Source organism: Nonomuraea sp. NPDC048916 (assembly GCF_040649575.1).
Taxonomy (GTDB): domain Bacteria; phylum Actinomycetota; class Actinomycetes; order Streptosporangiales; family Streptosporangiaceae; genus Nonomuraea.
In genome coordinates, this window is sequence record NZ_JBEZFS010000044.1 from 21,628 (window position 1) to 33,495 (window position 11,868).

Below are 11,868 nucleotides of genomic sequence, written 5' to 3' on the forward strand. Positions count from 1 at the left end.
CACGGGACGGCGTGTCGGTGGCCGGCCCCGTGCGGGTCAGCGGGCGTCTCCCTGGAGGCCCTCAGCCGCGTGCGGCGGGCGGGCCTTCCTTGGCTGTGCCGTAAAGGAGGGAAATATCTACACGTGGGCCGGGTCGGCGCGGTCGGGGACGAAGCGGTAGCCGACGTTGCGGACGGTGCCGATGAGGGACTCGTACTCGGTGCCGAGCTTGGCGCGCAACCGCCGCACGTGGACGTCGACCGTGCGGGTGCCGCCGAAGTAGTCGTAGCCCCAGACCTCCTGCAGCAGCTGGGCGCGGGTGAAGACGCGCCCGGGGTGCTGGGCGAGATACTTCAGCAGCTCGAACTCCTTGAACGTCAGGTCGAGCACCCGGCCGCGCAGCCGGGCCGTGTAGGTGGCCTCGTCGATCGACAGGTCGCCGCTGCGGATCTCGTCGGGCACGTCCTCGCCGCCGGCCCGCGAGATGCGGCCGGTCGCCATGCGCAGACGCGCCTCGACCTCGGCCGGGCCGGCGCTTTCGAGGAGCACGTCGTCGACGCCCCATTCGGCGGTCATCGCGGCCAGCCCGCCCTCGGTCACGATCACCAGCAGCGGGCAGTCGATGCCGGTCGTCCGGATCAGCCGGCACAGGCTCTTGGCATGCACGAGCTCCTTGCGGGCGTCGACCAGCACGGTGTCGGCGGGTGGCGCGTCGATGAGGGCCGAAGCCTCCGCAGGCGCGACGCGGACCGAGTGGAGCAGCAGCCCCAACGCCGGCAACACCTCGGCGGACGGCTCGAGGGCGTTGGTCAGCAGGAGCAGGTTGCTCATATCGGCCTCCTCAAACACGACAGGACCCGGGGGCTACGTCGCCCAGGTCCTGTAGGTGAGGATATCCCACAGGAAGAATGCGTCCATTGCGGGTCCACCAGGTCAACAGCGTTTCCCCCGAAACACTGTTGTTCACGATGCCGCACAATGAAGCGGACTCGATTGTGAGGTGCCTATGGCCAGGGGAAAAATTAGGTATTGGGCGGCGGCGAAGGAAGCCGCCGGGTTGGCGGAGGAGCCGTTCGAGGCGGCGACATTGGGCGAACTCATGACGAAGATCACACAAGATCGCACCGAACTCGCCCGGGTCATGAGCCGATCCTCGTTCCTGCTGGACGGCTCGCCGGTGGGCAGACGCGCCCACGACGAGGTGCCGCTCCACGACGGGGTGACCGTCGAGGTGCTGCCGCCGTTCGCCGGCGGGTGATCAAGTGGTTTGGTGGGGAATGTGCCATGCCATCGATAAGCTCATGACCCCCGCTTGAGACAGGGAGCCTGATGCGCAAGCTGGCTGTATTCCTGATCGTGCTGGCCCTCCTCCTCGTCGTCCTCGACCGTGTCGCGGTCGCCGGCGTGGAGCGAGACCTGTCCAACCGGATCGCCGCCGCGGCCGACCTCAGCGGCACACCGACCGTGACGATCGAGGGCATCCCATTCCTCACTCAAGCCCTCTCCGGACGCTATCCAGAGGTACGGTTCAATCTCGGCACGCTCACCTACGGCGGCGTGCCGGTGAAGGACCTGCAGGGTGCCGCCTACGGCGTGACCGCCCCCCTGGCCGATGTCATCCAGAACACAGCCGACATCAGGGCCGAGCGGCTGACCGTCCGCGGCACGCTGACCAGGGAGACGATCGACAAGTACGCGCCGCGCGGTGTCAAGATCTCGGGGAACGGCCGGCGGCTCGTCGCGTCCGGCGAGGTGACGGTTGGGGTGAGGCAGGTGAAGTTCGACGCGGAGATGCGGGTGGACGTGGCCGACGGCGGCATCCGGCTGCAGGCGGAGAAGATCCAGAGGGTGCCCGACTCGCTGGCCAAGTTCGTCAGCTACACGATCCCCTTCCAGGGCAAGCTGCCCTTCGACGTCAAGGTGACCGGGGTGAAGAGCGTGGCCGGTGGATTGGAGTTCTCGGCCGAAGCGTCTGACGTGCCGCTCCGTGGATGACCTTGAACCGGCCGGCCCCGCCGTACGTGAAGAGGGCGTGAGTCCAGCTGGCACCGCCGACGAGGAGCTCGTGCGGACCCTCTTCGATGATCACGCCGGGCCACTCTACGGGTACGTGCTGCGACTGACGGGTGATTCCGGACGGGCGGAGGATGTGGTGCAGGAGACGCTGCTGCGGGCGTGGCGGCATCCCGACGCGCTCACCGGACGGCCGATCCGCGCCTGGTTGTTCACCGTCGCCCGCAACCTCGTGGTCGACCAGCACCGCGCCCGCCGGTCACGCCCGCAGGAGACGGGAGACGAGGCGCTGGCCGTCGTCCCGGCCGACGACGAGCTGGAGCGGGCGGTCGAGTCGTGGGCCGTGGCCGAGGCGCTGGCCGCGCTCCGGCCCGAGCACCGCGACGTGCTGTTGGAGGTCTACTACCGGGGGAGATCGGTGAAGGAGGCGTCGGCGACGCTGGGCATCCCGCCGGGCACGGTCAAGTCACGCACCTACTACGCCTTGCGGGCGCTCAAGCTCGCCCTGGAGGAGCGGGGGCTGGCGCCGTGACGTGCGAGGAGGTACGGCTCACGCTCGGCGCCCACGCCCTGGGCGCGCTCGACCCGGACGAGGCGCTGCAGGTCGACCTGCACCTGGCGACCTGTGAGGTGTGCGGCGCGGAGCTGCTGGAGCTCGAAGGGGTCTCGGCGTTCCTCGGCAAGGTCTCCGAGCGCGACGTCGAGCTGGTGGCCAGCCCGCCCCGCCAGGTGCTCGACCGGCTGCTGAACGCCCGGGCCAAGCGCCACCGGAGGGGCCGCGTGCTGCTGGCCGTCGCCGCCTCGGTGGCGGTCTTGGCCGTCGGCGGCACCGTCTGGACGGCCTCCGCGCGCCAGGCGTCCCAGGAGGCCACCAGCGCCGCCGCGCCCGCGCCCGAGACGGCCGGCGACACCGCGGCCCGGGCCGATCAGGCCGACCAGGCCGAGACCAAGATCCATATCGAGCTGCAGCCCAGCCCGCTCAGGTCGGCCTCGCCCCGGGAGACCAGCGGCCGCGAGTTCCCCGGCGCGAACGAGGCCAGGGGCTACTACGCCCACGTGGCCGCGTTCCCCGGCGAGGACGGCACTCGGCTCGCGGTGCGGGTCGCCGGGGTGCCCGTGGGCACGACGTGCCGGCTGGTCGTCGTCGGCAGAAACGGCGAGCGCGAGGTCACCGAGAGCTGGACGGTCAGCCGTGAGACCTACCAGGACAAGGTCGTCTTCCCGCGCCACACCCGCATCCCGATGGCCGACATCGCCAGGTTCGACCTGGTCGACGGGGCGGACAGGGTGCTGGTGCGGGTGAAGGTGACGCCCCGGAAGTAAGGCGCGGAAGTAATCCGGGCGGGCCGTGGTTGCACCATCCGATGACAGGTGTGTGGGTGGTTCTGGCGACGCTGGTGCTCGGCCTGGCGATCGGGGTGGTGAAGGTGCTCCGTGACGGACGCGTGCGCGACCGGGCCGGTGACCGGCTGACCGAGGCGTCCCTCGGGGCACCGCTGGGGGAGCGGGCGACGCTGGTCCAGTTCTCCACGGCGTTCTGCCAGCCGTGCCGGGCGACGCGGCGGATCCTGGCCGACGTCAGCGCGGTGGTGCCCGGGGTGACGCACGTCGAGATCGACGCGGAGTCGCGGCTGGATCTCGTACGCGAGCTCGACATCATGCGGACGCCCACGGTCCTCGTCCTGGACGAGGCCGGAAACATCGTGAAGAGAGCCTCGGGGCAGCCGCGCAAGCAGGATGTCCTGGCCGCGCTCGCCGACGCGGTGCCCCACCGGCCTTCTCATCCCCCGTCTCACGAATCGGACGAGAAGTGACAGATGTCGAGACGCCTAGTAGTGTCGGGCCCATGAACCCATCGACAGAGCTGCTGACGAAGCGGCGCGCGGTTGATTTCTGCCGCGTTGCCACTGCGCTCTGTCGTGCTGCCTGAGGACGGTCTCGCGCGGACTTCCGATCCGCCCCACATCCGACCCTTCAGGAGCATCCCGCGATGCGTGCCGATCCTAGAGCGCTGCGCTTCGGCGCGGCCATCACCACCCTGGTCCTCGCCCTCGTCCTGGTGACGGGGAGCGTCTGGCTCCTGGCCGCCCAGACCGTGGTGTTCGCGCTCGGCGCGTTCGGCCGCCAGCCGTACGGAATGCTCTTCAAGGCGCTCGTCAAGAGCGCCCCGGAGGAGACCGAAGACGCCCGCCCGCCGCGTTTCGCGCAGGCCGTCGGGTTCGTCTTCGCGGTCGCGGGCCTGGCCGGATATCTGACCGAGATCACACCGCTCGCCCTCGCGGCGACGGCAGCGGCTCTCCTCGCCGCATTCCTCAACGCAGCCTTCGGATTCTGCCTTGGCTGCGAGATGTACTTGCTGATTCGCCGTCTACTACCCGCCGCCAAAATGGAGGTTTCGAAATGAGCCGTTCCGCCGCCCTGGTGGACGCCGACTGGGTCGAGGCAAACCTCGACACGCCCAACGTGGTTCTCGTCGAGGTCGACGAGGACACCAGTGCCTACGACAAGGGGCACATCCGTGGGGCTGTGAAGATCGACTGGAGGCAGGACCTTCAGGATCCTGTCCGCCGCGACTTCGTGGACAAGACCGGTTTCGAGACGCTGCTCTCCGAGCGCGGCATCTCCAATGACGACACCGTGGTGCTCTACGGCGGCAACAACAACTGGTTCGCCGCGTACGCCTACTGGTACTTCAAGCTGTACGGCCACGGCGACGTCAAGCTGCTCGACGGCGGGCGCAAGAAGTGGGAGCTCGACTCGCGCGAGCTGGTCAAGGACGTGCCCGAGCGGGCCAAGACCCACTACACCGCCCAGGAGCAAGACTCTTCCCTCCGCGCCTTCCGCGACGAGGTGCTCGCCGCGATCGGCAAGCTCAACCTGGTCGACGTGCGCTCGCCCGACGAGTTCACCGGCAAGCTGCTCGCCCCGGCCCACGTGCCGCAGGAGGCGGCCCAGCGCGGTGGCCACGTGCCCACGGCCCGCAACATCCCGTGGTCCAAGGCGGCCAACGACGACGGCACCTTCAAGACCGACGACGACCTGCGCGCCCTCTACGGCGAGGCCGGCGTCGACTTCGGCAAGGACACCATCGCCTACTGCCGCATCGGCGAGCGCTCCGCGCACACCTGGTTCGTGCTGCACGAGCTGCTCGGCCAGGCCAACGTGAAGAACTACGACGGTTCGTGGACCGAATACGGCTCGCTCGTGGGCGTGCCGATCGAGCTGGGAGAGGCCCGCTGATGACCATCACGCCAGGGTGCGGAGCGCCCGAACAGACGATCGCGCTGCCTGCCGGGATCGATCTGGCCGGTCAGGCCGTGATCCAGGGGGTGGTGACGGGCACCGGCACCGCCTACGCCCGGCTGCTCGACCGCTCCGGTGAGTTCACCGGGGAGGTCGTGGTGTCGGATGAGGGTGTCTTCCGCTTCTTCGCCGCTCCCGGTGACTGGACCGTCCGCATCATCGCGGGTGGCGGGTTCACCAGAGATGTCCAGGTCGAGGCCAAGCTGGGCGAGGTGTCCCAGCTGGCGGTCGCCGTCTGAGACCACCGTTCGTCCGAGAGGCCCGCGCCGGTCACGGCGCGGGCCTCTCGTGTTCCCGGCCCGCTACGGGCCCTGCCGCACCCGCGTGCTCGTCGGGTTGCGCATGAGCAGCGTGGCCCGCACCTCGTCGAGCCCGACCGCCCGGTAGCCGTGGGGCACGTCGGAGCGCCACGCGATGTGATGCCCGGGCCCGGCCGTGAGTGGCGCGTCCAGCGGCCCGGCGATCAGAGTGCCGCTGAAGACCGTGAGGTGCTCGCTCACGCCCTCGTGGTGGGGCGGCGAGGTCTGGGCGGCGCCGGGCGGCACGCGGAGCCGGTAGAGCTCGAAGGTCACCCGGTCCTCCTCGAACACCTCGAGCAGCGCGGCCTCGATCACCGCCCCGCGCATCAGCCGCGGCTCGGGCGGCGCGTCCAGGATCGCGCTGATCGGCACGCCGAGCTGCGCGGTGATCGCCCAGAGCGTCTCCAGTGTGGGATTGCGGGTGCCGGTCTCGACGCCGGACAGCGTCGCCTCGCCGATGCCGGCCCGCCTGGCGAGCTCCGACAGTGACACCCCGCGCGCGTGACGCAACCGCCGCAGCCGCTCTCCGACCACGCGCGGGTCGGTGTCGAGCGCGGGCCGAGGTTCCATGCCGCCATGGTGCCGCAGGTTCGCGCCGATGTGTGTCAAGGGTCCCGGAGATGTGACCGTCGAGACCGTCATCCCCGGCGCCCCTTGTTGCCGGTCTGGGCTGCGACACAAGAGGCAGAACGATACGATTCCGCAGATGTCAGGTTCGTCAGGAGTGGCGGCACCCCCCCGACCGGCGCCTTCTCCAGCCCAGAGGATGCCGTCGCCGTTCTCGCTGCCCGTGCACACCCTGCGCCTGCTGGGGAAGTGCGCGCTTCCGCTGATCCTGTGGTTCTCCGCCGGCGAGCTGGTCCGCTTCGCGCTGCTGTACGGCGCCACGGAGGTCGCCTACGGGGATTTCCGCCAGGTCCGCCTCGTGGCCACGATCACGCTCCTCACGCTGGTCGTCCTGGCGGCGATGACGGTCGTCACGGGCATGCTGCACACCCTGCGCGGCGCGCTGTGGGAGATACGCGCCCGGGCCGCCGGCGGTGTGCGCGACGAGCGCTTCTTCCGGGCTCTGGACCGGGTCGCCCCCGCTTTCGCCGTGCTCTACCTGGCCTGGGGCTTCCACGTGGAGGACGCCCGAGACCTGCAGCAGATGGACATCTTCCACCACTTCTACGACCTGACCGACGCCGCGTGGTTCGGTGAGGAGACGCAGGTGGGCCGCAGTCTCACCGATCTCGACTGGCGGGTGTCCCTGGGCACCATGGCCGTCGCCCTCGGGCTGAAGACGTTGTTCGCGAAGCTGGTGGGGAAGGGGAAGAGCGGATTCTACGGGTTCGCGGCGGCCTTCTCCGAGTTCGCCTTCGTCTTCTACGGGCTGAACGCCACGATCGCCGTCGCCGACGCCCGCTCGGAGTGGACGGAGCACCGCGCGGTCGTGGCCGGCACGGGAGACGTCCTGGCGCGGGCCAACGAGGGCATCCCCGGCTGGGAGGCCGTCAGAGACGCGGTGAGCGGGATCTGGCCGTCGTTCGTCGACGCCGTCGTGATCCCGCTGGCCTGGCTCACCGTGGCCATGCTGGTCTTCGGCGCCTTCGCCGACGACACCCGCACCCTGCTCAGGGGCACCCGGTTCGAGCGCGGTGTGGACCGCCTGGAAGAGAGCCACGACCTGACCCAGAAGTCGTTCGACCGCGTCACCGCCGGCTTCCGGGACCGCTGGGTGCCGCTGGCCAACTCCTTCCGGCTGGTCGTCAAAGGCGGCGCGCCCCTGTTCGGCATGATGTGCCTGTGCTACGTGGCCATCGCGGTGGGCGCCCAGTACGCCGACCGCGCCGTCCGCACGCTCATCGGCTCGCAGGTCGACTGGGCCTGGTTCCACCTCGGCCCGCCGGTCGACTTCGCCCGCGACCTGCTGGTGACCGCGGTCACCATGGCCCTGCTCGCGGCCACCTTCGACATCGCGGCCACCCGGGCCAGGCTGCGCGGCCAGTCGTTCAGCGCCTGAACCTCAGGACGTCGACGTTCCGCTCCAGCGCCGCCACCGTGTCGCGCTTGAAGAGGTCCTCGGTCGGTGTGTCGGAGCGGTAGGTGCTCGGCCTGAAGGAGAGCTCGACCTCGTCCACGACCCGCACGGGCACGATGGCCAGCCCTTCCATCAGATACTCCCTGCCCACTTCCAGCCGATCCGTCGGTTGATCATGGCTCTGGAACTCCACGGTCCAGGTGCGCCCCGAACGGTCCTGGAGCTGGACCTCGCCGGGATCACCCGTCATGGTCGCGCTGCCCTGGTCGAGCACCTTCTTGCTGATCTCCACCTTCAGCCAGGCGACGCTGTCGCCGTGCTTGTTGCCGGCCGGCGGCCTCGTGGGCGCGACCGTGGCCTTCCACTCGATGCCGTAGGCCTTCCCGGCCTGACCGGGCGCGACGGAGACCAGCCGGGTCTCGTCGGTGGCGATCTTCTCGTAGAAGAGGTAGCCGTCGTAGGTGTGCACGGCCACGGCGGCGCACGCGAGCACCACGGCCGCCGCGGCGACCAGCAGCGCCCGCCCCCGGCGTCGCGCGGGCGGCGGCGCGCCGGGCGTGGGAACCCCCGGTGGAGGCGGCGGAGGTGTGGCGTCCGTCACGGCCGGGAGCGGCTGGGTGGTGCCGCCGGGCGCCTCCGGTGCCGCGGGCGGCCAGACCTGCTGGTCGGGGCGCGGCTCTCGGGAACGCGCGGGCGGCGGGGTGAGCGGCGGCCAGGAACCGCCGCCGCGCCGGTTGGTCCTGGGCGAGAACCAGTCGCCGTCGCTCGTGCTCATGGTCCCATCACTTCTTGACGATCGAGTAGACGTCCTGCGGCGCCGCGGCGAGCTTGCGCGCGGCCGCCTCGTCCAGCCCGAGATCGACCTCGACCTCCGGCCGGTACGGCTCGACCACCACCGACGGGGGGAGGCCGAACACGACGCGGGCGCCCGGGAGCACCGGGGCGGGCACCTCGAAGAAGAACGAGCCGGTGACCCAGATGTCGGGTTGCACCCAGGTGGCGGCCAGCGTCGAGCCGGAGTCCACCCGGTCCGTGGCGGCGAACCTGCGGCCGTCGCCGGTCAGCAGCGCGGGCTGGCCCAGGTGGTAGGGCTTGAGGCTGGACTTCGCGGAGACGTTGACGACGAGGAACAGGTGGTCGGTCGCGATGGTCTCGCTGCTGCTCCGGATCGCCTTGGCCGCCGCGAACGAGTTCAGCCGGATGGTGAACCTCCCGGCGTCGACGTCCTCGCCCTTGTCTCCGACGTAGGTCAGGGGGGCCGTGTAGTCGTTCTCCGACAGCCGCAGCGTCTGCAGGCCGATCGCGCCCCCTACGAGTAACAGGCCGACGATGCCGTTGAGCAGCCGCGACGCGCGGCCCCCGCGGCCTGTCCGCCCGCCGCGCCGGGCGGGCACCTCGGGTGATCGCTGCTCGGTGGCGGTCATGCTCCCGCGCCTTCCCGGACGGGCAGCGTCACGCGGGCCTTGACCTCCGGGACGGACCTGCCGCCGACCGGCTTGGTGATCATCCCCCACCTCTCGGTGGGATCCTGGAAGCCCGCCGCGTACCTGAACGCCGCCACGTCGAGGGTCATCTTCTCCGGTGGCTGCTCGGTGTCCTCGAGCCGGTAGCGGACGATGACCTTGGTGGTCACCCCGGGGTGCAGCTGCCGGGTCTCGTCGTCCTTGCTCAGGGCGAACACGAACGGGCCGGCGTCCTCGGAGAACTCGGGGGTGATCTTGACGAGCGAGTCGGCGAAGGACACGCCCAGGCCGGAGTGCTCCGGCTTGGCCGGCGGCAGGCCGACCGGTGTCGTCTCGTCGCCGAGGTTGGTGACGTCGAAGACCAGCTCCACGAACCTCTTGTGCTCCGCGAACCGGGACTCGGCCTTCTCCACCCTCACCCGCGACTCGACGAAGCGGGTGGAGTAGCGGCCCTGGTCGAGCACCGAGCCCGGACCGAGCTGCTGGGGCGGGGGGTCGGGGGCCTCGTCGAGACCGCCCAGCAGGGCGGTGACTCCGATGACCGTGACGGCCACGAGGGCGAGAGCGGGCACCGCTACCGGCCGTCTGGGCTTGTCGCGGCCGCCGGAGGGTTCCGTCATGGATAAGGATGGTAATAGGTCACCCTTGCCCCATCTGCCGCAATCCTTCCATCGGCCTGGCTGAATTGCAGAGAACCCTGCCGCTGTAGGGGTTGTAGCTCATACGCTGTGACGGAGCGGAGGGACAAGCCCCTACTACTAACGACATATCGCGGCCGGAGGGTCACGTGGTGGACGTGCATCCCGAGCATGCGCAGCTCCAGGCGGACCGCATCTACCTGGGCTGGCAGTACATCCTGCTGCACCCCGATCCCGGCCCCCCGCCGAAGCGACCCTCGCCCGCCGAGGACGAGACGGTCGCCGAGAGCCCCGACCCCGACCTGGTGCGCCGCGAGCGCCTGCAGGAAGACCTGCTCAACCGGCCCGTGCGGGTCTTCCGGATGTTCATGCTCGCGCTGACCGTGCTGATCATCGGGGTGGCCGTCGCCGGCTACCTCAACTGGTCCTTCGCCCTGCTCGGCCTGGTCGCGGCCGGGGGCGTGGCGGCCATCTGCAGCTACGCGCTGGTCCAGGGCGACCGGGCGGTCCGATACCGGGTCTACGAGCAACAGGTCCGGGACGACCGGCGGCGGCAGGAACGTGACAAAGAACTGTTCCGCGCGCAGGAGGAGCACGCCCAGCGCTACCGCGAGTGGCAGGAGGTCAAGGACCGCCACGACCGCCAGCTGACCTGGTACGCCGTGGCCGTGCCGGACGAGATCGACCGCATCGACGTGGCCGGCGGCACGCTGCCCGGCTGGTCGGCGCTGATCACCCTGCTCGGCGCGACCCGCCTCTACAGCGGCGGTCACCTGACCGTGCTCGACCTGTCGGAGGGGGCGATCGCCAAGGACCTGATCGAGCTGGCCCGCCGGGGCGGCGACGACCCGCTGGTCTGGGTGCTGCCGGTCGATCTGCCCCGCCTCGACCTGGGCGCCACGCTCAAGCCCGAGGCGTTCGCCGACGTCCTGGCGCACGTGGTGAGCGTGAGCGAGGAACACCGCTCCACCCGCGACCTGAGCTTCGACAACGCCATCCTGGAGCGGGTGCTCGAGGTGCTCGGCGAGAACGCCACGATCAGCCAGGTGACCGCCGCGCTCCGGGCGCTGGCACAGGTCGGCGACCCGCGCGACGACCTGCGCTACGGGCTCATCACCGCGACGCAGCTGGAGCGCATCGGCACGCTGTTCGGGCGCGGGGTGAGCGACCGCGTGGTGATCGAGCGCGCCTGGGCGCTGGAGTCGCAGCTGCGCAAGCTGGAGACGCTCGGCACCCAGGCCGTGCGCCTCCCGCCCGCCCGGCTCCGGGTGGTGAGCATGGACCGGCAGGCGGGCGTGTTCGGCAACCGGGTGCTCGGCACCTACGTGGCCACCGCGCTGACCCACATCCTGCGCCAGTCGCCGGCCTCCGACCGCCCCTGGTATCACACGATCATCGTCGCGGGCGCCGACAAGCTCCGCGGCGACGTGCTCGACCGGCTCATGGACGCCTGCGAGACCTCCCGTACGGGACTCGTCCTGACCTACCGGTCGCTGACCCCGGCCGTCCGCGAGCGCCTCGGCCGCGGCCACGCGGCGGTGGCGTTCATGCGCCTCGGCAACGCCGAGGACGCCCGGGTCGCCAGCGAGCACGTCGGCACCGAGCACCGGCTGGAGCTGGCCCAGCTGACCGAGACGATCAGCGACTCGCTGCCCGGGCTCAACGGCGGCTACACCTCCACGATCTCCCAGGTCGAAGGCAGGGAGGAGGCCCACGGCGACAGCCGGACCGACCTCGCCGAGGACATCACCGAGTCGACCGAGTGGGGCAAGACCGCCGACAAGATCGGCGAGAAGGAGCGGGTGCTGCAGCGCTCGCGGGAGTTCCTCGTCGAGCCGCACCAGCTTCAGCAGCTGCCCACCACGTCCGTGATCGTCACCGACGCCACCGCCAAGGGCAGGCGGGTGCGCCTGGCCGACGCGAATCCGGCGATTCTCACCTTCCCCAAGACCACGCTCGGCGAGTTGGAGGACGTTCGCGAAGCCGTCCTCTCGGTCGACGGCGACAAAAACCCCGAAGGCGACGAAGAGCCCCCTCCCAACCTCGGACCGCCACCTCAGCGCCTGGACTGGCGCAAGTAAAGGCAATGACATGGTCAATGTCGAGGTGTCGTCCTGACGGTGGGCGGACTTTACTAAGAACCGTCGTGG

The 11,868-nt window shown here is 70.4% G+C and carries 16 protein-coding genes; 11 read left to right on the forward strand and 5 right to left on the reverse strand.

What is annotated here, in order from left to right; genetic code table 11:
* Positions 1-117: 117 nt before the first annotated feature.
* The gene (locus AB0C16_RS34045) at positions 118-810 is read right to left on the reverse strand and encodes a response regulator transcription factor (protein WP_357689147.1); all 693 of its coding nucleotides are present in this window, start codon (positions 808-810) and stop codon (positions 118-120) included.
* Positions 811-985: 175 nt separating this feature from the next.
* Between AB0C16_RS34045 and AB0C16_RS34050 the strand changes: the two genes are divergently transcribed.
* The 9 genes from AB0C16_RS34050 to AB0C16_RS34090 all read left to right on the forward strand — a co-directional run bounded on the left by AB0C16_RS34050 (position 986) and on the right by AB0C16_RS34090 (position 5,534).
* A complete protein-coding gene (locus tag AB0C16_RS34050; protein WP_357689148.1) occupies positions 986-1,237 on the forward strand; it encodes a MoaD/ThiS family protein in 252 nt (83 codons plus the stop codon).
* 71 nt (positions 1,238-1,308) lie between these two features.
* Positions 1,309-1,974, forward strand: coding sequence for a DUF2993 domain-containing protein (locus tag AB0C16_RS34055; protein ID WP_357689150.1), 666 nt, complete (start codon positions 1,309-1,311; stop codon positions 1,972-1,974).
* A gap of 37 nt (positions 1,975-2,011) precedes the next feature.
* The gene (locus AB0C16_RS34060) at positions 2,012-2,524 is read left to right on the forward strand and encodes a sigma-70 family RNA polymerase sigma factor (protein ID WP_357689152.1); all 513 of its coding nucleotides are present in this window, start codon (positions 2,012-2,014) and stop codon (positions 2,522-2,524) included.
* The gene (locus AB0C16_RS34065) at positions 2,521-3,315 is read left to right on the forward strand and encodes a zf-HC2 domain-containing protein (protein WP_357689154.1); all 795 of its coding nucleotides are present in this window, start codon (positions 2,521-2,523) and stop codon (positions 3,313-3,315) included. Before AB0C16_RS34060 ends, AB0C16_RS34065 begins: the two co-directional genes overlap by 4 nt.
* 56 nt (positions 3,316-3,371) lie before the next feature.
* The gene (locus tag AB0C16_RS34070) at positions 3,372-3,806 is read left to right on the forward strand and encodes a thioredoxin family protein (RefSeq protein WP_357689156.1); all 435 of its coding nucleotides are present in this window, start codon (positions 3,372-3,374) and stop codon (positions 3,804-3,806) included.
* Positions 3,807-3,838: 32 nt separating this feature from the next.
* Positions 3,839-3,922 (forward strand): putative leader peptide, encoded by an 84-nt coding sequence (locus tag AB0C16_RS34075; RefSeq protein WP_350668905.1) that lies wholly within the window; start codon positions 3,839-3,841, stop codon positions 3,920-3,922.
* Positions 3,923-3,982: 60 nt separating this feature from the next.
* The gene (locus AB0C16_RS34080) at positions 3,983-4,396 is read left to right on the forward strand and encodes a DUF4395 domain-containing protein (protein WP_357689158.1); all 414 of its coding nucleotides are present in this window, start codon (positions 3,983-3,985) and stop codon (positions 4,394-4,396) included.
* Entirely contained in the window at positions 4,393-5,232 is an 840-nt protein-coding gene (locus tag AB0C16_RS34085) for a sulfurtransferase (RefSeq protein WP_357689160.1), read from the forward strand. Before AB0C16_RS34080 ends, AB0C16_RS34085 begins: the two co-directional genes overlap by 4 nt.
* 5 nt (positions 5,233-5,237) lie before the next feature.
* Positions 5,238-5,534 carry a DUF1416 domain-containing protein gene (locus AB0C16_RS34090; RefSeq protein WP_357689223.1) on the forward strand — a complete coding sequence of 99 codons (297 nt, stop codon included), beginning with the start codon at positions 5,238-5,240 and terminating at the stop codon, positions 5,532-5,534.
* Between the two features lie 63 nt (positions 5,535-5,597).
* Here AB0C16_RS34090 and AB0C16_RS34095 read toward each other — a convergent pair whose 3' ends face one another.
* Positions 5,598-6,164 carry an XRE family transcriptional regulator gene (locus tag AB0C16_RS34095; RefSeq protein WP_357689162.1) on the reverse strand — a complete coding sequence of 189 codons (567 nt, stop codon included), beginning with the start codon at positions 6,162-6,164 and terminating at the stop codon, positions 5,598-5,600.
* 196 nt (positions 6,165-6,360) lie between these two features.
* Here AB0C16_RS34095 and AB0C16_RS34100 point away from each other — a divergent pair, with 196 nt between their 5' ends.
* The gene (locus tag AB0C16_RS34100) at positions 6,361-7,599 is read left to right on the forward strand and encodes a hypothetical protein (RefSeq protein WP_357689164.1); all 1,239 of its coding nucleotides are present in this window, start codon (positions 6,361-6,363) and stop codon (positions 7,597-7,599) included.
* Here AB0C16_RS34100 and AB0C16_RS34105 read toward each other — a convergent pair.
* The 3 genes from AB0C16_RS34105 to AB0C16_RS34115 are packed head-to-tail and all read right to left on the reverse strand — an operon-like array spanning position 7,589 to position 9,700.
* On the reverse strand, positions 7,589-8,392 hold the full coding sequence (locus tag AB0C16_RS34105) for a hypothetical protein (protein WP_357689166.1): 804 nt from the start codon (positions 8,390-8,392) through the stop codon (positions 7,589-7,591). The genes AB0C16_RS34100 and AB0C16_RS34105 overlap by 11 nt on opposite strands.
* A gap of 7 nt (positions 8,393-8,399) precedes the next feature.
* A complete protein-coding gene (locus AB0C16_RS34110; protein ID WP_357689168.1) occupies positions 8,400-9,041 on the reverse strand; it encodes a hypothetical protein in 642 nt (213 codons plus the stop codon).
* Positions 9,038-9,700, reverse strand: a complete 663-nt coding sequence (locus AB0C16_RS34115) for a hypothetical protein (RefSeq protein WP_357689170.1) — start codon at positions 9,698-9,700, stop codon at positions 9,038-9,040. The genes AB0C16_RS34110 and AB0C16_RS34115 overlap by 4 nt, the downstream gene beginning before the upstream one ends.
* A gap of 167 nt (positions 9,701-9,867) precedes the next feature.
* Between AB0C16_RS34115 and AB0C16_RS34120 the strand changes: the two genes are divergently transcribed.
* Positions 9,868-11,799: a hypothetical protein gene (locus tag AB0C16_RS34120; protein WP_357689172.1), complete on the forward strand. Its 1,932-nt coding sequence runs from the start codon at positions 9,868-9,870 to the stop codon at positions 11,797-11,799.
* Positions 11,800-11,868: the final 69 nt, after the last annotated feature.

Coding starts and splice junctions, on each gene's coding strand:
- AB0C16_RS34080 (WP_357689158.1), top strand. CDS start 3,983: ATGCGTGCCGATCCTAGAGCGCTGCGCTTCGGCGCGGCCATCACCACC.
- AB0C16_RS34110 (WP_357689168.1), bottom strand. CDS start 9,041: ATGACCGCCACCGAGCAGCGATCACCCGAGGTGCCCGCCCGGCGCGGC.
- AB0C16_RS34055 (WP_357689150.1), top strand. CDS start 1,309: ATGCGCAAGCTGGCTGTATTCCTGATCGTGCTGGCCCTCCTCCTCGTC.
- AB0C16_RS34105 (WP_357689166.1), bottom strand. CDS start 8,392: ATGAGCACGAGCGACGGCGACTGGTTCTCGCCCAGGACCAACCGGCGC.
- AB0C16_RS34045 (WP_357689147.1), bottom strand. CDS start 810: ATGAGCAACCTGCTCCTGCTGACCAACGCCCTCGAGCCGTCCGCCGAG.
- AB0C16_RS34095 (WP_357689162.1), bottom strand. CDS start 6,164: ATGGAACCTCGGCCCGCGCTCGACACCGACCCGCGCGTGGTCGGAGAG.
- AB0C16_RS34100 (WP_357689164.1), top strand. CDS start 6,361: ATGCCGTCGCCGTTCTCGCTGCCCGTGCACACCCTGCGCCTGCTGGGG.
- AB0C16_RS34085 (WP_357689160.1), top strand. CDS start 4,393: ATGAGCCGTTCCGCCGCCCTGGTGGACGCCGACTGGGTCGAGGCAAAC.
- AB0C16_RS34115 (WP_357689170.1), bottom strand. CDS start 9,700: ATGACGGAACCCTCCGGCGGCCGCGACAAGCCCAGACGGCCGGTAGCG.
- AB0C16_RS34050 (WP_357689148.1), top strand. CDS start 986: ATGGCCAGGGGAAAAATTAGGTATTGGGCGGCGGCGAAGGAAGCCGCC.
- AB0C16_RS34075 (WP_350668905.1), top strand. CDS start 3,839: ATGAACCCATCGACAGAGCTGCTGACGAAGCGGCGCGCGGTTGATTTC.